Origin of the sequence: Pseudomonas poae RE*1-1-14, assembly GCF_000336465.1 — a bacterium.
GTDB classification, from domain to species: Bacteria; Pseudomonadota; Gammaproteobacteria; order Pseudomonadales; family Pseudomonadaceae; genus Aquipseudomonas; species Aquipseudomonas poae.
This window is the reverse complement of the sequence record NC_020209.1, coordinates 4,824,194-4,844,973: the sequence shown is the minus strand read 5'-3', so window position 1 is coordinate 4,844,973 and position 20,780 is coordinate 4,824,194. Positions and strand designations below refer to the sequence as shown.

Sequence of the window (20,780 nt, the reverse complement as noted above, 5' to 3'; positions counted from 1 at the left end):
CCTCGATACTGTTTTTATGTACAGTATCGAGACGAGAAGGTTATGACCAGTGCCGTCCGGCGGTCAGTGCTTTTGCGTGACTTGCCCCAGATCATCGCCCGAGGTGCTGCGCATATCGCTCTTGCGCAACTCGGCCACCTCGCTGGCGGTGATCGGCGCGCCTTTATTGCCCCAGCTGCCACGGATGAAACTGACCACCTGTGCCACTTCCTCATCCGACAAACGCCAGGCAAACGCCGGCATGGTAAAGGTCGATGGCGCCGTGTGGGTGGCCGGCAGGGTGCCGCCTTTCAACACGATGTTGATCAACGACGTGGCATCCGCCGTCTGCAGCACCGGATTGCCCGCCAGCGCCGGGAACACCCGCGTGTAGCCATGACCATCGGTACGGTGACAGGCCGCGCAGTTGTCGATGTACACCGACGCGCCCGGCTTGCTGTCATCACCCTTCCACAGCGCCTCGGCCACCTGCTTGTCGTATTGGTGCGGCGCGTCCTTGGAATCGACTGCAGGCAGGCTCTTGAGGTAGCGGGCGATAGCGGTCAGGTCGTCTTGCGACAGGTACTGCATGCTGTGCACTACAACGTCACTCATGCCGCCAAACACCGCGCTGCGGTCACTGCGACCGGTCTTGAGAAACTGCACCAGTTGCTCTTCGCTCCAGCTACCGAGGCCGTCCTTGTGATCGCCGCGCAGGCTCTTGGCGATCCAGCCTTCCAGCGGCGCGCTGCCAGACAGGAACGCGTTGCCATCGGCAGCGCTGAGGGATTTTTCCTGCATGGTCAGCGCTCGCGGCGTATGGCACGCGCCGCAATGACCGAGGCCCTCCACCAGGTAGGCGCCACGGCTGATCACCGGATCGGCATCCGCCGGCGCCTGGTAATCCGCCACCTCAGGGGCAAACATCCAGCGCCACGCCGCCAACGGCCAGCGCATGCTCAGGGGCCAGGGAATATCGCTGTCCCGATTTTCCTGGGCGACCGGTTCCACGCCTTTCATGAAGTAGGCATACAGCGCCTGCATGTCGCTTTCGCTGACACGCGCATAAGACGGGTAGGGCATCGCCGGGTAAAGCGTACTGCCGCTCTTGGCGACGCCATGGCGTACGGCCTTGTCGAAGTCTTCGAAGCTGTAGTTGCCCAGGCCTGTCTTGTCCGGGGTGATGTTGGTGGAATAGATCACACCGATGGGGGTTTCCATCGGCAGGCCGCCGGCGAACGGCTTGCCGTCCTTGGCGGTGTGGCAGGCCACGCAGTCACCGGCGCGGGCCAGGTATTCGCCCTGCTTGATCAGGTCGGTTTCGGCAGCGCTCACCGAGCAACTGCTGAAAAGCGCCAGGGTCGCGATCACAAATGCTTTCATGCTCATCGCTCCTTATGCCTGAACCAGTGGGCCGGGGTTTTTCAGGTACTGCTCGCGGATCGCCCGGGCCGACCAATAGGTCAACGCGGCCACCAGACCGGTAGGGTTGTAGCCCAGGCCTTGTGGGAAAGCAGATGCGCCAGGGACAAACACATTGTGTACATCCCAGCTCTGCAGATAGCGGTTCAACGCGCTGGTTTTCGGGTCGGTGCCCATGATCGCGCCGCCGTTGAGGTGGGTGGTCTGATAAGACGCCGTATTGAAATGCTCGCCGACTTTCTTGCCGAGCAGGGCAATCGACTTGGGGTTCATCGCCTCGGCGACCTTGCTCATTTTCTCGACCATGAAGCGGTTCATCTTGATGTCGTTTTCCTGCCAGTCAAACGTCATCCGCAGTAACGGCAGGCCGTAGGCATCGCGGTACACCGGGTCCAGATCGAGGTAGTTGCCCCGGTAGGATTGATGGGCGCCGTGAGCATCCATCGACACCTGATGGGTGTAGTAATCAGCGGTGGCGCGCTTCCACGCACTGCCCCAGGCCGGTGTGCCAGGTGGGTTGGACGTGCCGGCAATCGGCCGGCTGCCCGCCTGGTTGACCCACATCGGCGAGCCGCCGACAAAGCCATGGGGGCCGTGGTCGAAGTTGTCCGCGTTGAAATCATCGATGGCCACGCCATTGCCGCCCGCACCGATAAAATTATTGGTGTGGGTGTCCTTGTCGAAGAACGCCTTGATGGTGGCCATGTTCTGGTACGCAAAGTTACGGCCCACCACACCCTCGTTGGTGATCGGGTCGTAGGGCTTGCCAATGCCCGACAGCAGCATCAGCCGCACGTTGTGGAACTGGAAAGCACCGAGGATCACCAGATCGGCCGGCTGCTCGCATTCGCGGCCCTGTGCGTCGATGTAGGTCACGCCGGTGGCTTTGCTTTTAGTGCTGTCGAGATTGACCTTGAGCACGTGGGAGTTGGGCCGCAGCTCGAAGTTGGGCACCTGGCGCAACGCCGGCAGGATGTTCACGTTCGGCGATGCCTTGGAGTACATGTAGCAGACATAGCCGCTGCAAAATCCGCAGAAGTTGCACGGCCCCATCTGCGCGCCATAGGGGTTGGTATAAGGCCCCGAGGTATTGGCCGACGGCAGGTTGTAGGGTTTGTAACCCACCTCGGCCGCCGCTTTCTGAAACAGCTGTGCGGAGACGGTATTTTTCTGCGACGCCAACGGGAACGGATTGGAGCGATCCGGCGCATACGGGTTGCCGCCACGCCCTTCGCCCACCAATTGACCGTTGACGGTCCAGGCCTGGCCTGAAGTGCCGAAGACCTTCTCCGCATAGTCGAAAAACGGCTCCAGCTCTTCGTAACTGACGCCGAAATCCTGGATGGTCATGTCTTTGGGGATGAAGTGTTTGCCGTAGCGCTCTTCGTAATGGCTGCGCATGCGCAACTCGATGGGATCGACGCGAAAATGCACGCCCGACCAATGCAGGCCCGCACCGCCGACGCCATTGCCCGGCAAAAAGGCGCCAAGCTGGCGGTTGGGCAGGGCGACATCATTCACGCTATGGCGAATGGTCACCGTCTCCTTGGAAATGTCCTGGAAGAGCTTTTTACGCACGCTGTAGGTCAGTTCGTCGATGACCTGGGGATAGTTGCCGTCCGGATAAGTGTCCTGCATCGGGCCGCGTTCCAGCGCTACCACGTTCAGGCCCGCCTCCGTGAGCTCCTTGGCCATGATTGCACCGGTCCAGCCGAAGCCTACGATCACTGCATCGACTTTCTTCATGATGGTCGCCACGTTTATGCCCTCTCGCCGCGCATGGAAACAGCCGGGAAGGGGTATTGCTCGTTGCGTTCCACCCAATCCATGAAATCGGCGCGGGCGCCGGGGAAGCCGATCATGGTCCAGCCGACCATGCCTTTGTTGCCGCCGTGGATCGGGTCGCAGAAGAACCCTTCCTTGGTGTTTTGCAGCAGCAGGTTGAAGAACATCTTTGGCGGCACCGCGTCGAAATGCGTGGACACTTCAGCGCCGCCCGCTTCGAGGCGCCGGAGCATATCGTCCCGGGTAGCGCTGTCTTGCGCAGCAAACACTTTACCGTTGAACGCCTTCGACCAGGCATCGGTGGCGGCAATGCCCAGGCGATAGATCTCCCGGGGCACCAATTTGCTCTGCCAGCCCATCTCCGGCGCGGCGTCGGCATTGAACGGGCCCTGCATGAACCACAGGGCTCCGCTGGCATAGGGCGTGTTCATCTGGCGGTCGATATATTCCGGCGCGCCAGCTTCCAGGGCGCCTGGACCTTGCGCATCGGCGGGAATCAGACGCTCGACGGCGGCGTTGATAAACGCCCATTCCTCGGCAGTGAAATAGCTGGGTTCGTAAGCGTCGCCAGCCGCAACAGGCTTGGCCGCAGCGGCTTCTACCGGCGCGGGCGTGGCCATCAGCATCGAGCCGCCAAGGCCGGTGCTGGCCACCGTGACCACCGGGATCAAGGTCAAGGATTTGCGCAGAAAATCACGCCGGGGGTTGTCTTGATCTTGATCAGACATGGGTGCACCTCATCATGTGGTCACGGGTTTGTCAGCCGCTTCTGGGGAGCGGCTTGGGCAATCATTGGTTACAAATGATAGCAGGCTAAGCATCCGTAGACCTCGTTAAGCGCCGAACAAAAAAATGTGGGAGGGGGCTCGCTCCCGATAGCGTCGTGTCAGTCAGCCTGTCTTTCAGCTGATCCACCGCCATCGGGAGCAAGCCCCCTCCCACAAGTTGAATCGGGTACGAAGGGTTTTAGTCTTTCTTCAGCTTGGGATTGGGAAAGAATTGCACCGCCTGGACCTTGGGGTCGGCCGGCGCCTTGAGCGCCGAGGTATTGACCCGCGTACCCAGTTCCTTGGGCACCGACAAGCCCTGGTCATTCAATGTGTCGGTATACCCGCAGGCCACGCACTCGCGGTGCGGCACGTCGTCTTCGGTCCACATTTTCAGCTTGTCCGGCTCGCTGCACGCCGGGCAGACCGCCCCGGCGATGAATTGCTTCTTGGTGATCACCGTCATGCTGCCGCGTCCTCACTCAGGCCGCTGTGGCGCAGCAGCGCGTCAATGGTCGGCGCGCGCCCACGGAAGTCGACGAACAGCACCATCGGCGCCTGGGAACCACCGCGCGCCAGGATCGCCTCGCGAAAGGCGCGACCGGTGTCGGCGTTGAGCACGCCGTCTTCTTCGAATTTGGAGAACGCATCCGCCGACAGCACTTCAGCCCACTTGTAGCTGTAATAGCCCGCCGCATAACCGCCGGCAAAGATGTGCGCAAAACTGTTGGGGAAACGGTTGTAGGCCGGCGGACGCATCACCGAAACCTCGTCACGCACGCCTTCGAGCACCTGCGCGACGCTGCGACCATCGCCGTGGGTGGCGTGCATTTCAAAGTCGAACAGCGAGAACTCCAGCTGACGCACCATCATCAGGCCGGACTGGAAGTTCTTCGCCGCGAGCATTTTTTGCAGCAGGTCCTGAGGCAGCGGCTCGCCGGTCTCGTAATGACCGGAAATCAGCGCCAGACCTTCGGGCTCCCAGCACCAGTTCTCCATGAACTGGCTCGGCAACTCCACCGCATCCCAGGCCACGCCGTTGATGCCAGACACGCCGGCATGCTCGACGCGGGTCAGCAGGTGGTGCAGGCCATGACCGAACTCGTGGAACAGCGTGGTGACTTCATCGTGGGTCAGCAGCGCAGGCTTGCCGCTGTCGGCCGGGGTGAAGTTGCACACCAGGTTGGCCACCGGGCTTTGCAGCACGCCGTCGAGGGTGCGGCGACGGTCGCGCGCGCCGTCCATCCAGGCGCCGCCACGCTTGTTGGCGCGGGCGTACAGGTCGAAGAAGAAACGCCCGACGTGCTGGCCGTTTTCCTTGATTTCGAACAGGCGCACGTCCGGGTGCCAGGTATCGAAGCCTTTTTGCTCGGCGATCTCGATGCCATACAGGCGTTGCACAATGGCAAACAGGCCGCCCAGCACCTTGTCGATCGGGAAGTAGGCGCGCAGGGCTTCCTGGGACACGCTGTAGCGTTGCTCGCGCAGTTTTTCGCCGTAGAAACCACTGTCCCAGCTTTGCAGGTCGGCGCAGCCCTGTTCGGCGGCGTAAGCCTTGAGCTGTTCCAGGTCCTGGGCGGCAAACGGTTTGCTGCGCTTGGCCAGGTCACGCAGGAAGCTCAGCACCTGGTCGCTGGACTCGGCCATCTTGGTGGCCAGGCTCAACTCGGCGAACGACGCAAAACCCAACAGCTGGGCCAGCTCCTGACGCAGATCGAGAATCTGCTCCATCACCGGACCGTTATCGTTCTGACCAGCATTCGGGCCCTGGTCTGACGCCCGGGTGCAGTAGGCGGCGTAGACTTCTTCACGCAGGGCGCGGTCGTGGGCGTAGGTCATTACTGCGTAATAGCTGGGGAATTCCAGGGTGATCAGCCAGCCGTCGAGGCCTTTGGCCTGGGCAGCGGCGGCCATTTGCGCCTTGGCCGAGTCGGTCAGGCCGGCGAGGATGGTTTCATCGGTAACGTGTTTGGTCCAGGCCTGGGTGGCGTCCAACAGTTGGTTGGAAAACTTGCTGCCCAGCTCCGAGAGTTTGCTTTGCACTTCGGCGTAGCGTTTCTGCTGTTCAGGCGGCAGGTCGATACCCGACAAGCGGAAATCGCGCAGGGAATGCTCCAGGATGGTTTTTTGCGCCACGTCGAAACCGGCGGCTTCCGGGCTGTTGGCCAAGGCTTCGAATGCCTGGAATAACGCGCGGTTCTGACCCATCTCGGTGGAATAGGCGCTCAACGCTGGCAAGCAGCTTTCGTAAGCTTGGCGCAACTCGGCGCTGTTGCACACGGCGTTCAGGTGGCTGACCGGGCTCCAGGCGGCGCCCAGGCGGTCATTGAGTTCGTCCATCGCCAGGACCAGGCCCGCCCAGGTAGGATTTTTACCCTGGCTTTGCAGGATGCCTTCAATGGCAACGCGGTTGTCGGCGAGGATCTGTTCGATGGCCGGTTGCACGTGCTCGGCACGGATCGCTGAGAACGGCGGCAGGTCGTAGGACTGCAAAAGCGGGTTGTTCGCGCTCACGGTGGGCACCTTGGCTGAAGAAAACGGATAAGACAAAGATGGGGCCATCTTAATTACAATCAACACCCATCGCAGCTATCAGCACACAAGAGAGAGGCTATCGTGACCCTTCGCACCTATCAGAACCACACGCCGACCCTTGGCGCCGGGGCTTTTGTCGATATTTCGGCGGTGGTGATCGGCGATGTCGAAATCGGCGCCGACAGCTCGGTCTGGCCGCTGACCGTGATTCGCGGCGACATGCACCGCATCCGCATCGGTGCGCGCACCAGCGTGCAGGACGGCTGTGTGCTGCACATCACCCACGCCGGGCCGTTCAACCCGGACGGTTTCCCGCTGCTGATCGGCGACGATGTGACCGTCGCCCACAAAGTCATGCTGCATGGCTGCCAAATCGGCAACCGGGTGTTGATCGGCATGGGCAGCATCGTGATGGATGGCGCCGTGGTGGAGGACGACGTGATCATCGGCGCCGGCAGCCTGGTGCCGCCGGGCAAGACACTCGACAGCGGCTTTTTGTACGTGGGCAGCCCGGTCAAACCCGTGCGCGCGTTGACGGACAAGGAGCGCGCGTTTTTCACCTACAGCGCCGCGAACTACGTGAAGCTCAAGGACCTGCACCTGGCGGAGGGGTTCGACCAGTGAGTCTTCGTTACTCCAGCGTGCTGTTCGACCTCGACGGCACCCTCACCGATCCGCGCGAAGGCATCACGCGCTCGATCCAATACGCGCTGGCCAAGCTCGGCATCGACGAGCCGGACCTGACCAGGCTTGAACACTTCATCGGCCCGCCGTTGCTGCAGGCCTTCATGCAGTTCTACGGCTTCGACGAGGCCAAGGCCTGGCAGGCGGTGAATTTCTATCGCGAGCGCTTCAAGGTCACCGGACTGTATGAAAACCGCGTGTTCGAAGGCGTGATGCCGTTGCTGGAAGCGCTGAACCAGCAGGGACGCCAGCTTTACGTAGCGACCTCCAAGCCGTGGGAATTTGCCCGGGAAATTGCGCGACATTTCGACTTTGCCAGGCACTTCAAGGTCATCTACGGCAGCGAGCTGGACGGCACGCGTACCGACAAGGTCGAGTTGATTGCGCACCTGATGCGCGAGGAAGGCCTGGACCCGGCGGCAACCCTGATGATCGGTGACCGCAAGCACGACCTGATTGGCGCGCGCCGTAATGGGCTGGACTCGGCGGCGGTGGGGTATGGGTTTGGCAGTTTTGAAGAGCTGAGCGCAGAGGCGCCGACCTGGCATTTCGAGACGCTGGATGAGATGCATCAGGGGTTTTTGCAGCGCCTGTGAGACCGCTATCGGGAGCAAGCCCCTTCCCACATTTTGACCCGTGAACACCCGGCTAATGTGGGAGAGGCTTGCTCCCGATAAGACCAGCACTGGCAACCCCCTACAACTGCCTGAGCGCCGCCTTGCGCTGCGCCGCCGGCAACCCACCCAGCCTCTGGACTGCCGCATAAAACTTCACCCAGTCCCCACCTTGCTGCCTGAACAACCCGGCAAACGCCGGCACCCACCGGTCATACAGTCCGAACGGCAGCAACCGCGCATTGTTCAGCGGCTGGTCGATCCACGCGTCATAGCGCTTGTCGCCTGCCCACTGGCTGTCGCGCAGGTGCCGATACTCGCTGCGCAGACGCTCGAACTCCGCCGCCTTGGCCTGGCGCATGGCATCGGCGGCCAGAGGCTGTGCGTAGAGCTTCTCCAGGCGCGTGCGGGTGTCGAGGATCAACCGGATGAACTGGTCGCGCTGCTGCGACGTCGCCAGGCTGAGCGGCGCCAGCCCTCTTGCGGCGCGCCATTGGCGGGTGCCTTCCTGCTCGACGAAGGTGGCAAATGACTCGTTGAATTCGGTGTCGTCCTTCACATAGAAGCGCTGGTGCGCCAACTCATGAAAGATCAACGTGGCCAGGCGCTCATCGCCCCAGCTCATCATCGAACTCATGATCGGGTCGTTGAACCAGCCCAGGGTGGAGTAGGCCTCGACGCCACCGATGGCGACATCCAGGCCCCGTAGTCGCAACAGCGCCGCCTCGCCCCGCGCCGCGCCCTGATTGTAATAGCCGCGATAGGCCACGCACCCGGCAATGGGGAAGCAATGGTTCTGCGGCGACAGGGAAAATTCCTGCGTGGCAAAGACATTCCACACCACATACGGTCGGTGGATGTCAGCGTACAGCCGGTAACTTTGATTGTCCGGCAGGTGCAGGTGCTCGCTGGCAAATGTGCGGGCTTTTTGCGACTGGGCGAGGTGTTCACGCAAGACCTGGGGCCGGGACGGGTCGGCAATAACGGCGGCCACCGGCTCCCGCGCGCGTAACAACTGCCATTGGCCGTCGGCCAGTTGGCTGTAATAACCGACGCTGGAGCAACCGCCGAGCAACAAGAGCAGCATCGCGGGAAATAAACGCCTGACCATGCGGCGGCTGCTCCTGAGTAATGGGGTCGCCAGACTATCGCGCTTGAAGGTGATTTTTCCACGCGATGACGTGTTTATACTCAAACCTCGTCCCGCGTTGAGTCCCCACCATGCGCCAGCTTCTGATTCCCGCCGCCGCTCTATTGCTCAGCGCCTGCGCGTTGACGCCCTTGCCAGCCGTCGACCCGCAGCAGGCGTGGGTCGATTTCACCACCCCCACACCCGGTGCCAAGCTGGTGATGGCAGAGCGTCTGGACGGGGAGAAACTCGATGACGGTCGCTTCTTCCAAATGCCCCCCGGCCCTCACGAACTGATGGTGCGCTTTGATTTTGAAGTGCCGGCAGGTGGCGGATTGGGCGGCCTCAGCCAGATGATGTACCGCACCTGTTTCATGACGCTGCAGTACAACCACTTCAAGGCCGGCCAGCGCTACGTGCTGGAAGGACGCTCGCTGGGGTTCACGCCCAACATCCGCCTGTATGACACTGCGCGTCAGCTGCTGGCCGAAGAACGCAGCGTCAACTGCCTCTGATCAGTCGTTGTTTTTCTGATAGATGATGCGCTTGGTGCCGTTTTCGCACGAACCGACAATCATGGCGCTGTCATGATTCTTGGCTTCTTCGGCCGTGATGATTTCCAGGGTGTAGGACGGAATCGCCTTGGCCTGGATATTCACTTCGATCTCTTTTCTAAGCTCTTCACAATCTTTTGGTGCGGCCACAGCCGATGTGGCCAATACACCGCAGATGATTGCCAAGGCAAAACGTTTCATGTGTGTAGCTCCCTGAATGCATGCGCACGGGTGTGCGCCTAGGCTGCATATGGCTATAGGACCACATTTGCGAAACGGGAGTTCTGATTTAACGCACAACTGAAGAGGTGGGAGGAGACTTGCTCCCTCCCACATCGGACCTGCAGTGTTTTGCAGGCTGCGTCAGTTAACGAGCGTGCCGTCCAGGGTGATGGTGGCGTTCAGCACCTTCGACACTGGGCAACCCTCTTTGGCCTTCTTGCTCAGCTCATCGAACTGCGCCTGGCTGGCGCCGGGAATTTTGGCCTTCAGCACCAGGTGAACGGCGCTAATGGCGAAGCCACCTTCAACCTGATCCAGGGTTACTTCTGCCTGGGTGTCGATGCTGTCAGCCTTGAGGCCAGCGTCGCCAAGGATCATGGAAAATGCCATGGAGAAACAGCCGGCATGGGCAGCACCGATCAGTTCTTCAGGGTTGGTGCCCTTGCCGCCCTCGAAACGGGCCTTGAAGCCGTAGGGCGCTTCGCGAAGTACGCCGGTTTCCGTGGAGATGGAACCCAGGCCAGTCTTGAGATCACCTTCCCAATGCGCGGATGCTTTTTTAACGATACTCATAGCGGTCTCCTCGAACGGTGGTTTTACGTAGTCAAGGATTCTGAGGTTAGACGGCGCGGCAAAGTTCATCTTGTCGGAAAAACCTAGCGATTTAGTAGGAAATTTCCTAGCCTGCTATTGAATCTCGGGTATATGCCCTCATTTTACAGAGCATGCACATGAAGCGGCAGGTTTGGTTCGTCTTGAAAGCCTGCGCCCCTATTGGAGAAGCAGGCTTATGAAATCGCTGTCCGACGTAAAGTTCTCGACTCTTGACCTGGTGCCCGTGAGGGCCGATGGCAGCCCGGCGCAGTCGTTGCGCAATTCCCTGGACCTGGCCCAGCACGTTGAAAAATTCGGCTACAACCGTTTTTGGGTGGCCGAACACCACAACATGGACGGCATCGCCAGCTCGGCCACCTCGGTGTTGCTCGGCTACCTGGCCGGTGGCACCTCGACCATCCGCGTCGGCTCCGGCGGCGTGATGCTGCCCAACCATGCCCCGCTGGTGATTGCCGAACAGTTCGGCACCCTGGAAAGCCTCTACCCGGGCCGCATCGACCTGGGCCTGGGCCGCGCGCCCGGCTCCGACCAGATGACCGCCCGCGCCCTGCGCCGTGAGCGCTCCGGCAGTGCGGATGACTTCCCGCAGGACGTGGCCGAGCTGATGGCCTACCTCGGCCCCCGCACCCCCGACCAACGCGTGATCGCCGTGCCCGGCACGGGTACGAATGTGCCGGTGTGGCTGCTCGGCTCAAGCCTGTTCAGCGCGCAACTGGCCGGTGAGCGCGGTTTGCCCTACGCCTTCGCCTCCCATTTCGCACCCCGACTGATGCACGAGGCAGTGCGCGTCTACCGCAATCACTTTCAGCCTTCAGCCGTGCTGGACAAGCCCTACGTGATGCTCGGCATTCCGTTGGTGGCCGCCGACACCGACGAGCAGGCCGACTACCTGGCCACCTCGATGTACCAGCGCATCCTCGCGTTGATGCGCGGGCAAAGCCTGGTGCAGCGCGCGCCGGTGAACACCATGGACGGCCTGTGGCTGCCCCACGAAAAAGACGCGGTCGGCAGCTTCCTGGGCCTGGCCATGATTGGCGGCCCGGCGAAAATCCGCGCCAGGCTTGAGGTACTGATCGAGCAGACCGGCGCCGACGAGCTGATTTTCACCAGCGACCTGTACGAGCACGCCGACCGGATTCATTCCTACGAGCTGCTGGCGCAAGTAATGAAGGGCTGAACCCCAGGCGTAAAAAAACCGACGCACCTGCGTCGGTTTTTTATGTCTGAAGCACGGGATCAACCGCGCTTGTAGACGATTTCCTTGGTGCCGCCTTCACAGCTGCCAATCACTTGGGCATCGGCCGCTGCGCCTTTCTCGACGACATCCAGCGAATAATGCTGAACGCCTTTAGCGTCAAGCTTCGCTGCGAGTTCGCTTTTCAGCTCTTCGCAAGGCTTGCCCGCCGCCAGAGCTGTGCCTGCAATGCTCAACAAACCTACTGCCAACAGAAACTTTTTCATCCGTTACTTCCTTGCGCTGATCAAATTGAGCGTGCCGACGCATGCAGCGTCGGCACCCAATGTGTGTAGCGCAGGTTATGGCAATCGGCCAGCGGGCAAAGTTCAACTCACCCGATTAACTACTGGCAATGCGAAAGCCTACCTTGAGGGTGACCTGATAATGGGCAACCTTGCCGTTCTCGATATGACCACGGGTTTCAGTCACCTCGAACCACTCCAGATGCGTCAGGCTTTTGCTGGCCTCAGCCAATGCGTTGTTGATCGCATCTTCAATGCTGGTGGTGGACGAACCAACCAGTTCGACTTTCTTGTAGGTGTGATTACTCATGGCGTTTCTCCTAAAGGTCGTCAATCAAGACTAGCAGTGAATGTTCGTACTGCTTGAGGCGACCATTGGCAGGAGAAAGTTCAGAATTACTGCACTTTCTGAAACGGGCGCAGTCGGTATCTACACACGCCACTCAATCACTTTCAGGAGAGTTCACATGGCCAACACTTCTTTACGCAAAGCGTCGCTGGAAAGCATGGAAGCCGAGATTTCGAGCCTGCTCAAGTCCCTTGAGAGCCTCAAGGACGACGCGTCGGATGAGTCGCGCAAAACGCTGAAAGCCCTGAAAAGCAACGCCGAGAATGCCCTCAAGCACTCTCGCCACCTGATCAGCGACGCCTACGAAGAAAGCAAAGTCAAACTGCGCGAAACCGGCGTTGCTACCCGTGATTACGCACAAGAGCACCCATGGACTACCGCCGGTGTTGCGGTAGGCGCACTGGGTCTGCTGGCAGCCTACCTGCTGTGCAAACGCGGTGACTAATACGTGGTCTGGCGCGCCAGCTCAGCCTTGAGCCACTGCGCCAATTGCCCTGCGCGCCCGTCTGCGGCGCGCTTGGGCAGCCACAGCGCCAGGTGCGCCGGGGTTTCACTGAAGCCCCATGGCGCCACCAGCCGACCCGCACGCAGGTCCTCTGCGACCAGTGGCTGCGGTGCAATTGCCACCCCAAGTCCCGCCACTGCTGCTTCCAGCAAATAATACAAATGTTCAAACCCCTGGCCGACTTTCAACGCGCCGGGTTCGATGCCGTGTGGCTGCGCCCAGCTGGGCCAGGCTTGCGGGCGCGATGTGGTGTGCAGCAGCGGTTCACCACACAAGGCTGAAGCCGGGGCCTGGCGCAGTCTTTCGTAACCGGCAAAACGCGGGCTCATGACCGGGCCAATGCGCTCGCTGGCCAACTCGAACACCTGCATGTCAGCCGGCCATGGCGGCTCGGCAAACACCAGCAGGGCATCGAGGCCTGGGCGACGGGGATCCAGATCCCCATCCCCCGCCGAGAGGTGCAGTCGCAGGTCCGGCAGGTCGGCGTTCAAACGGCCCAGGCGCGGGATCAGCCAGCGCGCGAGCAAGCTTCCCGAACAACCCAGCACGAAGGGTGCATCGGCGCTGTGGCGGGTCAGTTCGTTGCACACCTCGCGCAGCCGCTCGAAGGCCTCGGCGCTTACATCGCGCAGCCGCGCGCCAGCATCTGTGAGTTTAAGGCCACGGCCGTCCTTGACGAACAAGCTGACGCCCAGGTGCTCTTCGAGTACTTTGAGCTGGCGACTCACTGCGCCGTGGGTCACATGCAGCTGCTCGGCTGCCTGGCTGACGCTGTTAAGCCGCGCGGCGGCTTCAAACGCGCGCAGGGCGTTGAGCGGGGGAAGGTCTCGGCTCATCTGTGAGTTTTCCTGACAGGTTGCGGCGATCTTATCGGTTTTCAGCCTGGAGTGTGAGGGGTAGAGTGGACCTCATTGCGTCTCTTACCCCATTTTTCCTGGAGCGTCCCATGATTGAGTCCCAGACCGACCTGCGCAACGGCCCAGACCTTAACGGCCTGTTTGGCGGCTTCGGCGGCCGCTACGTTGCAGAAACCCTGATGCCGTTGATCCTTGACCTGGCCCGCGAATACGAAGCGGCCAAGATCGATCCGGCCTTCAATAAGGAACTGGCCTACTTCCAGCGCGACTACGTCGGACGCCCGAGCCCGCTGTACTTCGCCGAACGCCTGACCGAATTCTGCGGCGGCGCCAAAATCTACCTCAAGCGCGAGGAGCTCAATCACACCGGCGCGCACAAGATCAACAACTGCATCGGCCAGATCCTCCTGGCACGGCGCATGGGCAAAAAACGCATCATCGCCGAGACCGGCGCCGGCATGCACGGCGTGGCCACCGCCACCGTGGCTGCGCGCTTCGGCCTGCAGTGCGTGATCTACATGGGCACCACCGACATCGAGCGCCAACAGGCCAACGTGTTCCGCATGAAGCTGCTGGGCGCTGAAGTCATCCCTGTGGTGGCCGGCACCGGTACGCTCAAGGACGCGATGAACGAAGCGCTGCGCGACTGGGTGACCAACGTCGACGACACCTTCTACCTGATCGGCACCGTGGCCGGCCCGCACCCTTACCCCGCCATGGTGCGTGACTTCCAGGCCGTGATCGGCAAGGAAACCCGCGACCAGATGCACGCCCAGGAAGGCCGCCTGCCGGACAGCCTGGTGGCATGCATTGGCGGCGGTTCCAACGCGATGGGCCTGTTCCACCCGTTCCTGGACGACAAGAGCGTGGACATCATCGGCGTCGAAGCCGCCGGCCATGGCATCGAAACCGGCAAACACGCCGCCAGCCTCAACGGCGGCGTACCGGGCGTGCTGCACGGCAACCGCACCTTCCTGCTGCAGGACGACGATGGTCAGATCATCGATGCCCACTCGATTTCCGCAGGCCTGGACTACCCCGGCATCGGCCCGGAACACGCCTGGTTGCATGACATCGGCCGCGTCCAGTACACCTCGGTGACCGACGACGAAGCCCTCGAAGCGTTTCACAAATGCTGCCGCCTGGAAGGCATTATTCCTGCACTGGAAACCGCCCATGCCCTGGCCGAAGTATTCAAGCGCGCACCGAAGCTGCCCAAGGATCACCTGATGGTCGTCAACCTGTCGGGCCGTGGCGACAAAGACATGCAGACCGTGATGCACCACATGGAACAGTCCAAGCAGGAGAAACACTGATGAGCCGCCTGCAAACCCGCTTCGCGCAGCTGAAAGAACAAAACCGCGCCGCCCTGGTAACCTTCGTCACCGCCGGCGACCCGGGGTATGACGCCTCGCTGGCGATCCTCAAAGGCCTGCCCGCGGCCGGCGCCGATGTGATCGAACTGGGCATGCCCTTCACCGACCCGATGGCCGACGGCCCGGCGATCCAGCTGGCCAACATCCGCGCACTGGAAGCCAAACAGAACCTGGCGAAAACCCTGCAGATGGTGCGCGAGTTCCGCAAGGACAATAACGACACTCCGCTGGTGTTGATGGGCTACTTCAACCCCATCCACAAATACGGTGTGCCGACGTTCATCAGCGACGCCAAAGACGCCGGGGTCGATGGCCTGATCGTGGTCGACATGCCGCCCGAGCATAACGGTGAGCTGTGCGACCCGGCGCAGGCCGCAGGCATCGACTTCATCCGCCTGACCACGCCGACCACCGACGATGTGCGTCTGCCCACGGTGCTCAACGGCAGTTCCGGCTTTGTGTACTACGTGTCGGTGGCCGGTGTGACCGGTGCCGGTGCCGCTACTCTGGAACACGTCGAAGAAGCCGTGAGCCGCCTGCGCCGCCATACCGACCTGCCGATCAGCATCGGTTTTGGTATCCGCACGCCGGAACAGGCCGCGGCCATCGCCCGCCTGGCGGACGGTGTGGTGGTGGGCTCGGCGTTGATCGACCACATCGCCAACGCCAGCAGCCACGAGCACGCTATCGATGGCGTGTTGAGCCATTGCGCGGCACTGGCCGAAGGCGTGCGTAACGCGCGTAAGTAAGCGTCCCGTCAGCGCGAGGTAAAGTTCCTGATACAGAGGAATCAACCCGCGAGGGCACGGCCTAAACAGCAAGATCCAGGGATTTCGAACCTCGTTCGAAGTCCCTTTTTTTGTGTGTGCCCTGAGGAATCCCCGATGAAGATGCCCAAATCCGTGATTGCAGGTCTCGGCGTGCTGGTACTTGGCGCCAGCGTCCTGGTGCACGCCGCGCCGCCCGACCCTCGCGGCGAAGGTCCCGGCCGTGATGGGCCACCCGGCCCCCATGAGCAACATGGCCCGCAGGACGACCGCCGAGGCGGCCCGCCACCACGGGATTTCGGCCCGGTGCGTCAGATCATCCACGACAACCACGACCAGTTCGCACGCGGCGCGCCACCGCCACCCGACGTGCGCCTGGAACGCGGCCGGCCGTTGCCCCCCGGCTACTACGGCGAACGCCTCGGCCCCCGCGAGCTGGAGCGCCTGCCGCGCTATGAGGGCTACGAATGGCGCCGCTCCGGCCCGGACGTGGTGTTGATCGCGGTGGGCACCGGCATCGTCTACGAGATCCTTGCCAACGTACTCAACTGAGCAGACTTCGTGTGGCAAGCAGGCTTCTCTTGTGAGCAGGCTTTTGTGGCGAGCAGGCTTGTCCTGCGTTGGGCTGCGCAGCAGCCCCAAAACCAGGCGCTGAGCCGTATCAGGTACACCGCGTTTTGCTGGATGGGGGGCGCTTCGCACCCCAACGCGGGGCAAGCCCGCTCGCCACAACAAGCCCGCTCGCCACAGGAATTCCGCTCGCCACCGCAGGCGGGTTAGGGTTTACAACTCGATCCGTTCGACCTTGCCCACCAGCAGCACGTAGGACAACGCCCCAAGCAGCGCCAGCACGGCGATGTAGGTAATCGCCGGCGCAAATGAATCGCCGCTGGCCAGAAAGCCGATCACGATCGGCGTGGCAATCGCCGACAGGTTGCCGATGAAGTTGAACACACCGCCGGTCAGTCCCAGCAAACGTGCGGGGGCCAGGGTCGACACCAGCGACCAGGTAATCGACGCCAAACCATTACCGAAGAACGCCAGCGCCAGGAAGGCAATCACCCACGCCGTCGAGTCCACGTAGTTGGCGCCGATAATCGCGGTGGAAATCAGCAGCCCGCTGATGATCGGCAACTTGCGCGCAAAGCCCACCGACGCTCCCCGGCGGATCAGCCAGTCGGAAAAAATCCCGGAACACAGCACACCCACAAACGCCGCGAGAAAGGGCAGCGAGGCCAACAGGCCGGACTTGATGAAATCCATGCCACGGTATTTCACCAGGTAGGTGGGGAACCACGTCAGGAAGAACCACAGCGTGGAGTTCAGGCAGAACTGGCCCAGGTAGATGCCCCAGAGTTTGCGCTTGCTCAGCACAATGCCCAGGTCGACCCAGCTGAACGGCGCCTTTTTGGTCTGCGCCTGCATGTCCACCAGGCCGCCGCCGTCGCGGATCAGTTGAATCTCCGCCGCGTTGGTGCCGTTGAAATCCTTCGGCTCGCGGTACACCGCATACCAGATCAGCGCCCACAGGATGCCCACACCGCCCGTGGCCACAAACACCATGTGCCAGCCGAACCGGTGTTGCAGCCAGGCCAGCACCGGCGTCAGAAACGCCAGCCCGACGAACTGCCCCGAGGTGTAAAAACCAATCGCCGTGGCTCGCTCGCGCTCGGGGAACCAGGTGGTCACCACGCGGCTGTTGATCGGATAAGCCGGAGCCTCGAGCGCACCGACCGCCATGCGCAACACGAACAGCGCGATAAAGCTGGCGGCGAAGCCCAGCATCACTGTGGCAATCGACCACAACAGCAAGGCGGCGGTGTAGAGGATGCGCGGCGGCACCCGGTCGACCAGCCAGCCGCCGGGAATCTGCATGGCGGCGTAGGTCCAGCCGAACGCGGAGAAGATCAGCCCGACATGCACCGGGTCGATCCCCAGGTCGCTGGTCAGAGCCGGTGCGGCAATCGACAGGTTGCTGCGGTCTAGGTAATTGATCACCACGGTGATGAACAGCAGCAAACCGATGAAGTAGCGCTTTCGGCTAGGCGTGACGAGAGAAGCCTGTCCGGTGAGGGATTCAGGTTGCATGGGGCGTGCCTCTTTTTATGTTTATTGAGGACAAATCTTGCTGACGGAACCACGGTCAATGTGGGAGCTGGCTTGCCTGCGATGGCGGTGAGCCAGCTTGCATCTCTGGCACTGACCCACCGCTTTCGCAGGCAAGCCAGCTCCCACATTTTTTTACTGCGTTCCGTCAGAGGGACATCACCACTCGGCAAAGCTGCCGTCGGCATGGCGCCAGATCGGGTTGCGCCAGCGGTGGCCGATGGCCGCGCGCTCGATCACGTATTCCTCGTTGATCTCGATGCCCAGGCCCGGGCCATTGGGGATCTTCACAAAGCCCTGGTCATAGTCGAACACGCCCGGGTCGCGCACGTAGTCGAGCAGGTCGTTGCTCTCGTTGTAGTGAATGCCCAGGCTTTGTTCCTGGATAAACGCGTTGTAGCAGACCGCGTCCAGCTGCAGGCAGGCCGCCAGGGCGATCGGGCCCAGCGGGCAGTGCAGGGCCAGCGCCACGTCGTAGGCTTCGGCCATGTTGGCGATCTTGCGGGTTTCGGTGATGCCGCCAGCATGGGAGGCGTCCGGCTGGATGATGTCGACGTAGCCTTCGCTGAGCACGCGCTTGAAATCCCAGCGCGAGAACAGCCGCTCGCCGAGGGCAATCGGCGTGCTGGTCAGCGGTGCCAGTTCCTTGAGGGCCTCGTAGTTTTCGCTGAGCACCGGCTCTTCGATGAACATCAGCTTGTACGGGTCCAGCTCTTTCATCAGCACCTTGGCCATGGGCTTGTGCACGCGGCCATGGAAGTCGACGCCGATACCCACGTTGGGGCCGACCGCATCGCGCACGGCCGCCACGTTGGCCAGGGCCAGGTCGACCTTGTCGAAGCTGTCGACGAACTGCAGTTCTTCGGTGCCGTTCATTTTCACGGCGGTAAAGCCACGGGCCACGGCCTCTTTGGCGGCACGGGCGGTATCGGCCGGGCGGTCGCCGCCGATCCACGAATACACGCGAATCTTGTCACGCACCTGGCCGCCGAGCAGGTCGCTGACGGACACGCCGAGGGCCTTGCCCTTGATGTCCCACAACGCCTGGTCGATACCGGCCAGGGCGCTCATGTGCACAGCGCCGCCACGGTAGAAGCCGCCGCGATAGAGCACGGTCCAGATGTCTTCGATATTGCGTGGGTCTTTGCCGATCAGGTAGTCGGACAGTTCTTCAACAGCCGCCGCCACCGTGTGGGCGCGGCCTTCGACCACCGGCTCGCCCCAGCCGGTCACGCCCTGATCGGTTTCGACCTTGAGGAAGCACCAGCGCGGCGGGACGATAAAGGTCGTCAGTTTGGTGATTTTCATCTGTTATCTCTCTTATCGATGCGGCGCCTGTGGGCGCGGAACTTGCTATCAGCTCAGGGCTTTCCAGGCGGCGACATACGCCTGGGCGCGGCTCGCGACCTGATCCACTGTCATACCCGGTTTGAACAACCCGGAACCCAATCCGAAACCCTTGGCGCCGGCGTCGCTGAACACCTGCATGTTGTCCGGAGCAATACCGCCCACCGGCAGCAGCACCGTGCCCGCCGGCAATACCGCGAGCCAGGCCTTGATCACCGCCGGGCCCATTTGCTCGGCCGGAAACAGCTTCAGCACATCGGCGCCCTCGGCCAGCGCGGCGAACGCTTCGGTGGGCGTGGCCACACCCGGCGACAGGTACAGGCCGGCCGCTTTTGCCGCACGCAACACCTTGGCATCGCTGTGGGGCATGACGATCACCTGGCCGCCGGCCGCCTTGACCTGCTCGACCTGCTCCGGCGTCAACACCGTGCCGGCGCCGATCAGGCAATCGGCGGGCAGGCTGTCGCGCAGGGTGCGGATGCTGGTGTACGGGTCCGGCGAATTGAGCGGCACTTCGATCACGCGAAAACCTTCGTCGTACAGTGCCTGGCCGATGGCCTGGGCTTCGTCCGGACGTACGCCGCGCAGGATCGCGATCAAACCGTTTTGTGCCAGTGCTTGCTTGAGCATGTCAGGCCTCCGTTGCTGGTTGAGTGAGCCCGGCCGCCACGGCCAATTGCCACAGGCCGCGCTCGGTGGCTTCCTGCGCCAGGCTGACGTGGGCGAAGCCGCAGAGGGCGAGGGCGCGTTGATAGCGGGTGCAGAGGGCGGCGGCGCCGACCAGGATGATTGACTGGTGTTTTGCGCTGCCTGGCAGCCCGGCGAGTTCATGGCCGATCATCAGGCCGGAGAGGTAATCCGCCTGCTGCTCGGGCGAAAGCTCGGCGGTGAGGCCCAGGGTACGCGCGCTGAACAGGGTGGACAGCAAGCCGCGCTGGCCATCGGCCGACAGCGCCACGTGCACGCCCCGGTCAAAGGCTTCTGCCTGGAACTGTTCACAGGGCTTTTGGGTACGTCCCAGAATGCTGTGCTTACTCACTATCGCAAACAGCTCACCGGTCATGAACGTGTCGAAATGGGTAATGCGACCCTCGGCCACCTTGACCCATTTGCAATGGCTGCCGGGCAGGCCGATCAAGACGTCACCCCCCGCCGGCAGGCTCTGCAGCACGCCCAGCACCTGGGTTTCTTCGCCGCGCATCACATTGGGCAAGCCGTCCGGCTCGATCACACCGGGCACAATGTGCACCTCGACACCCCGCAGGCTGCGCACCCGGTGCAAGGCCTGGCCCAGGCTGGAGACGTCGACGGGTGTCGTGCGATAGACCGCTTCGCTCCAGCCCTGGGCGCTGCCGACCATGCCGCAGGCGATCACCGGCAGATGGGGCGCAGCGTCGAGCCAGTCGCCACAGGCCGCATCAAAGGCCAACTCGAAGCCATCGGCGCAGCGCAAGCCGGCGATATCGCGGGCCTCGGTGGGCAAATGCATGATGCCCGACGCCAGCGCACGCTGTTCCAGCACCACGCCTGCCGGGCCGAGTTTGTAAGCACGAAGGGAGCTGGTTCCCCAATCGAGCGCGATCAATTGCGCCTGCATCGCTTCACCTGAGTGTTCTGAGCGGATGGGCGAATATAAACCCAAGGCAGCGCAAATCTCAATATATAAATATCTGTCCCATATATAGGGA

The 20,780-nt window shown here is 62.1% G+C and carries 23 protein-coding genes; 8 read left to right on the top strand and 15 right to left on the bottom strand.

From position 1 onward, the window contains the following. Positions 1-63: 63 nt before the first annotated feature. The 5 genes from H045_RS21365 to prlC form a co-directional block, all read right to left on the bottom strand. The gene (locus tag H045_RS21365; protein ID WP_015373404.1) at positions 64-1,362 is read right to left on the bottom strand and encodes a c-type cytochrome; all 1,299 of its coding nucleotides are present in this window, start codon (positions 1,360-1,362) and stop codon (positions 64-66) included. A 12-nt stretch (positions 1,363-1,374) separates the two neighbouring features. Further along, entirely contained in the window at positions 1,375-3,159 is a 1,785-nt protein-coding gene (locus tag H045_RS21360; RefSeq protein WP_015373403.1) for a GMC family oxidoreductase, read from the bottom strand. A 2-nt stretch (positions 3,160-3,161) separates the two neighbouring features. Further along, positions 3,162-3,914, bottom strand: coding sequence for a gluconate 2-dehydrogenase subunit 3 family protein (locus H045_RS21355; protein WP_003233695.1), 753 nt, complete (start codon positions 3,912-3,914; stop codon positions 3,162-3,164). Positions 3,915-4,152: 238 nt separating this feature from the next. Further along, positions 4,153-4,419 (bottom strand): YheV family putative zinc ribbon protein, encoded by a 267-nt coding sequence (locus H045_RS21350; RefSeq protein WP_003233693.1) that lies wholly within the window; start codon positions 4,417-4,419, stop codon positions 4,153-4,155. Continuing rightward, positions 4,416-6,515: an oligopeptidase A gene (gene prlC, locus H045_RS21345; RefSeq protein ID WP_208597730.1), complete on the bottom strand. Its 2,100-nt coding sequence runs from the start codon at positions 6,513-6,515 to the stop codon at positions 4,416-4,418. Before prlC ends, H045_RS21350 begins: the two co-directional genes overlap by 4 nt. 54 nt (positions 6,516-6,569) lie before the next feature. Here prlC and H045_RS21340 point away from each other — a divergent pair, with 54 nt between their 5' ends. Together H045_RS21340 and H045_RS21335 are read left to right on the top strand one after the other, a co-directional pair. Beyond that, on the top strand, positions 6,570-7,112 hold the full coding sequence (locus H045_RS21340; protein ID WP_015373401.1) for a gamma carbonic anhydrase family protein: 543 nt from the start codon (positions 6,570-6,572) through the stop codon (positions 7,110-7,112). Beyond that, entirely contained in the window at positions 7,109-7,768 is a 660-nt protein-coding gene (locus H045_RS21335) for an HAD family hydrolase (protein WP_003233687.1), read from the top strand. The genes H045_RS21340 and H045_RS21335 overlap by 4 nt, the downstream gene beginning before the upstream one ends. Positions 7,769-7,868: 100 nt before the next feature. On the opposite strand, the gene H045_RS21330 is transcribed toward H045_RS21335, so the two are convergent. Then, positions 7,869-8,897 (bottom strand): aminopeptidase, encoded by a 1,029-nt coding sequence (locus tag H045_RS21330; protein WP_015373400.1) that lies wholly within the window; start codon positions 8,895-8,897, stop codon positions 7,869-7,871. A 110-nt stretch (positions 8,898-9,007) separates the two neighbouring features. Here H045_RS21330 and H045_RS21325 point away from each other — a divergent pair, with 110 nt between their 5' ends. After that, positions 9,008-9,430: a PA0061/PA0062 family lipoprotein gene (locus tag H045_RS21325; protein ID WP_015373399.1), complete on the top strand. Its 423-nt coding sequence runs from the start codon at positions 9,008-9,010 to the stop codon at positions 9,428-9,430. Here H045_RS21325 and H045_RS21320 read toward each other — a convergent pair whose 3' ends face one another. Together H045_RS21320 and H045_RS21315 are read right to left on the bottom strand one after the other, a co-directional pair. Next, positions 9,431-9,670, bottom strand: coding sequence for a DUF1161 domain-containing protein (locus H045_RS21320; RefSeq protein WP_003233678.1), 240 nt, complete (start codon positions 9,668-9,670; stop codon positions 9,431-9,433). It abuts the gene before it with no gap. A 162-nt stretch (positions 9,671-9,832) separates the two neighbouring features. Next, positions 9,833-10,264 carry an OsmC family protein gene (locus H045_RS21315; RefSeq protein WP_003233675.1) on the bottom strand — a complete coding sequence of 144 codons (432 nt, stop codon included), beginning with the start codon at positions 10,262-10,264 and terminating at the stop codon, positions 9,833-9,835. 217 nt (positions 10,265-10,481) lie between these two features. Between H045_RS21315 and H045_RS21310 the strand changes: the two genes are divergently transcribed. Continuing rightward, on the top strand, positions 10,482-11,483 hold the full coding sequence (locus H045_RS21310; protein WP_003233672.1) for an LLM class flavin-dependent oxidoreductase: 1,002 nt from the start codon (positions 10,482-10,484) through the stop codon (positions 11,481-11,483). A 59-nt stretch (positions 11,484-11,542) separates the two neighbouring features. Here the strand turns inward: H045_RS21310 and H045_RS21305 are convergent, their stop codons facing one another. Then, entirely contained in the window at positions 11,543-11,767 is a 225-nt protein-coding gene (locus H045_RS21305; RefSeq protein WP_003233670.1) for a DUF1161 domain-containing protein, read from the bottom strand. Between the two features lie 115 nt (positions 11,768-11,882). Beyond that, complete coding sequence (locus tag H045_RS21300) at positions 11,883-12,095, bottom strand: dodecin (protein ID WP_003233668.1); 213 nt, start codon at positions 12,093-12,095, stop codon at positions 11,883-11,885. A gap of 157 nt (positions 12,096-12,252) precedes the next feature. On the opposite strand from H045_RS21300, the gene H045_RS21295 reads away from it, so the two are divergent. Continuing rightward, the gene (locus H045_RS21295) at positions 12,253-12,579 is read left to right on the top strand and encodes an ElaB/YgaM/YqjD family protein (RefSeq protein WP_003233664.1); all 327 of its coding nucleotides are present in this window, start codon (positions 12,253-12,255) and stop codon (positions 12,577-12,579) included. Here the strand turns inward: H045_RS21295 and H045_RS21290 are convergent. Continuing rightward, on the bottom strand, positions 12,576-13,475 hold the full coding sequence (locus H045_RS21290; protein ID WP_015373398.1) for a LysR family transcriptional regulator: 900 nt from the start codon (positions 13,473-13,475) through the stop codon (positions 12,576-12,578). The two genes, H045_RS21295 and H045_RS21290, sit on opposite strands and share 4 nt — an antisense overlap. A gap of 110 nt (positions 13,476-13,585) precedes the next feature. On the opposite strand from H045_RS21290, the gene trpB reads away from it, so the two are divergent. From trpB to H045_RS21275, 3 genes are all read left to right on the top strand, one after another. Then, positions 13,586-14,812, top strand: a complete 1,227-nt coding sequence (trpB, locus tag H045_RS21285; RefSeq protein ID WP_003233660.1) for a tryptophan synthase subunit beta — start codon at positions 13,586-13,588, stop codon at positions 14,810-14,812. Beyond that, positions 14,812-15,621, top strand: coding sequence for a tryptophan synthase subunit alpha (trpA, locus tag H045_RS21280; protein ID WP_015373397.1), 810 nt, complete (start codon positions 14,812-14,814; stop codon positions 15,619-15,621). The genes trpB and trpA overlap by 1 nt, the downstream gene beginning before the upstream one ends. Before the next feature lie 135 nt (positions 15,622-15,756). Further along, positions 15,757-16,191, top strand: coding sequence for an anti-virulence regulator CigR family protein (locus H045_RS21275; protein WP_003233651.1), 435 nt, complete (start codon positions 15,757-15,759; stop codon positions 16,189-16,191). A 231-nt stretch (positions 16,192-16,422) separates the two neighbouring features. On the opposite strand, the gene H045_RS21270 is transcribed toward H045_RS21275, so the two are convergent. From H045_RS21270 to H045_RS21255, 4 genes are all read right to left on the bottom strand, one after another. Further along, on the bottom strand, positions 16,423-17,727 hold the full coding sequence (locus tag H045_RS21270; protein WP_015373396.1) for an MFS transporter: 1,305 nt from the start codon (positions 17,725-17,727) through the stop codon (positions 16,423-16,425). Between the two features lie 177 nt (positions 17,728-17,904). Continuing rightward, positions 17,905-19,053 carry a galactonate dehydratase gene (gene dgoD, locus H045_RS21265; protein ID WP_003233648.1) on the bottom strand — a complete coding sequence of 383 codons (1,149 nt, stop codon included), beginning with the start codon at positions 19,051-19,053 and terminating at the stop codon, positions 17,905-17,907. 48 nt (positions 19,054-19,101) lie between these two features. Further along, entirely contained in the window at positions 19,102-19,722 is a 621-nt protein-coding gene (locus H045_RS21260) for a 2-dehydro-3-deoxy-6-phosphogalactonate aldolase (protein WP_003233647.1), read from the bottom strand. 1 nt (position 19,723) lies between these two features. Further along, on the bottom strand, positions 19,724-20,689 hold the full coding sequence (locus tag H045_RS21255; RefSeq protein ID WP_015373395.1) for a 2-dehydro-3-deoxygalactonokinase: 966 nt from the start codon (positions 20,687-20,689) through the stop codon (positions 19,724-19,726). Between the last annotated feature and the right edge of the window lie 91 nt (positions 20,690-20,780).

What these genes read in the sequence shown, in the direction of transcription:
- prlC (WP_208597730.1), bottom strand. Translation starts at nt 6,515, where the DNA reads ATGGCCCCATCTTTGTCTTATCCGTTTTCTTCAGCCAAGGTGCCCACC.
- H045_RS21315 (WP_003233675.1), bottom strand. Translation starts at nt 10,264, where the DNA reads ATGAGTATCGTTAAAAAAGCATCCGCGCATTGGGAAGGTGATCTCAAG.
- H045_RS21350 (WP_003233693.1), bottom strand. Translation starts at nt 4,419, where the DNA reads ATGACGGTGATCACCAAGAAGCAATTCATCGCCGGGGCGGTCTGCCCG.
- H045_RS21255 (WP_015373395.1), bottom strand. Translation starts at nt 20,689, where the DNA reads ATGCAGGCGCAATTGATCGCGCTCGATTGGGGAACCAGCTCCCTTCGT.
- H045_RS21325 (WP_015373399.1), top strand. Translation starts at nt 9,008, where the DNA reads ATGCGCCAGCTTCTGATTCCCGCCGCCGCTCTATTGCTCAGCGCCTGC.
- trpA (WP_015373397.1), top strand. Translation starts at nt 14,812, where the DNA reads ATGAGCCGCCTGCAAACCCGCTTCGCGCAGCTGAAAGAACAAAACCGC.
- H045_RS21300 (WP_003233668.1), bottom strand. Translation starts at nt 12,095, where the DNA reads ATGAGTAATCACACCTACAAGAAAGTCGAACTGGTTGGTTCGTCCACC.
- H045_RS21275 (WP_003233651.1), top strand. Translation starts at nt 15,757, where the DNA reads ATGAAGATGCCCAAATCCGTGATTGCAGGTCTCGGCGTGCTGGTACTT.
- H045_RS21365 (WP_015373404.1), bottom strand. Translation starts at nt 1,362, where the DNA reads ATGAAAGCATTTGTGATCGCGACCCTGGCGCTTTTCAGCAGTTGCTCG.
- H045_RS21270 (WP_015373396.1), bottom strand. Translation starts at nt 17,727, where the DNA reads ATGCAACCTGAATCCCTCACCGGACAGGCTTCTCTCGTCACGCCTAGC.
- H045_RS21295 (WP_003233664.1), top strand. Translation starts at nt 12,253, where the DNA reads ATGGCCAACACTTCTTTACGCAAAGCGTCGCTGGAAAGCATGGAAGCC.
- H045_RS21355 (WP_003233695.1), bottom strand. Translation starts at nt 3,914, where the DNA reads ATGTCTGATCAAGATCAAGACAACCCCCGGCGTGATTTTCTGCGCAAA.
- trpB (WP_003233660.1), top strand. Translation starts at nt 13,586, where the DNA reads ATGATTGAGTCCCAGACCGACCTGCGCAACGGCCCAGACCTTAACGGC.
- H045_RS21310 (WP_003233672.1), top strand. Translation starts at nt 10,482, where the DNA reads ATGAAATCGCTGTCCGACGTAAAGTTCTCGACTCTTGACCTGGTGCCC.
- dgoD (WP_003233648.1), bottom strand. Translation starts at nt 19,053, where the DNA reads ATGAAAATCACCAAACTGACGACCTTTATCGTCCCGCCGCGCTGGTGC.
- H045_RS21305 (WP_003233670.1), bottom strand. Translation starts at nt 11,767, where the DNA reads ATGAAAAAGTTTCTGTTGGCAGTAGGTTTGTTGAGCATTGCAGGCACA.
- H045_RS21320 (WP_003233678.1), bottom strand. Translation starts at nt 9,670, where the DNA reads ATGAAACGTTTTGCCTTGGCAATCATCTGCGGTGTATTGGCCACATCG.
- H045_RS21260 (WP_003233647.1), bottom strand. Translation starts at nt 19,722, where the DNA reads ATGCTCAAGCAAGCACTGGCACAAAACGGTTTGATCGCGATCCTGCGC.
- H045_RS21290 (WP_015373398.1), bottom strand. Translation starts at nt 13,475, where the DNA reads ATGAGCCGAGACCTTCCCCCGCTCAACGCCCTGCGCGCGTTTGAAGCC.
- H045_RS21330 (WP_015373400.1), bottom strand. Translation starts at nt 8,897, where the DNA reads ATGGTCAGGCGTTTATTTCCCGCGATGCTGCTCTTGTTGCTCGGCGGT.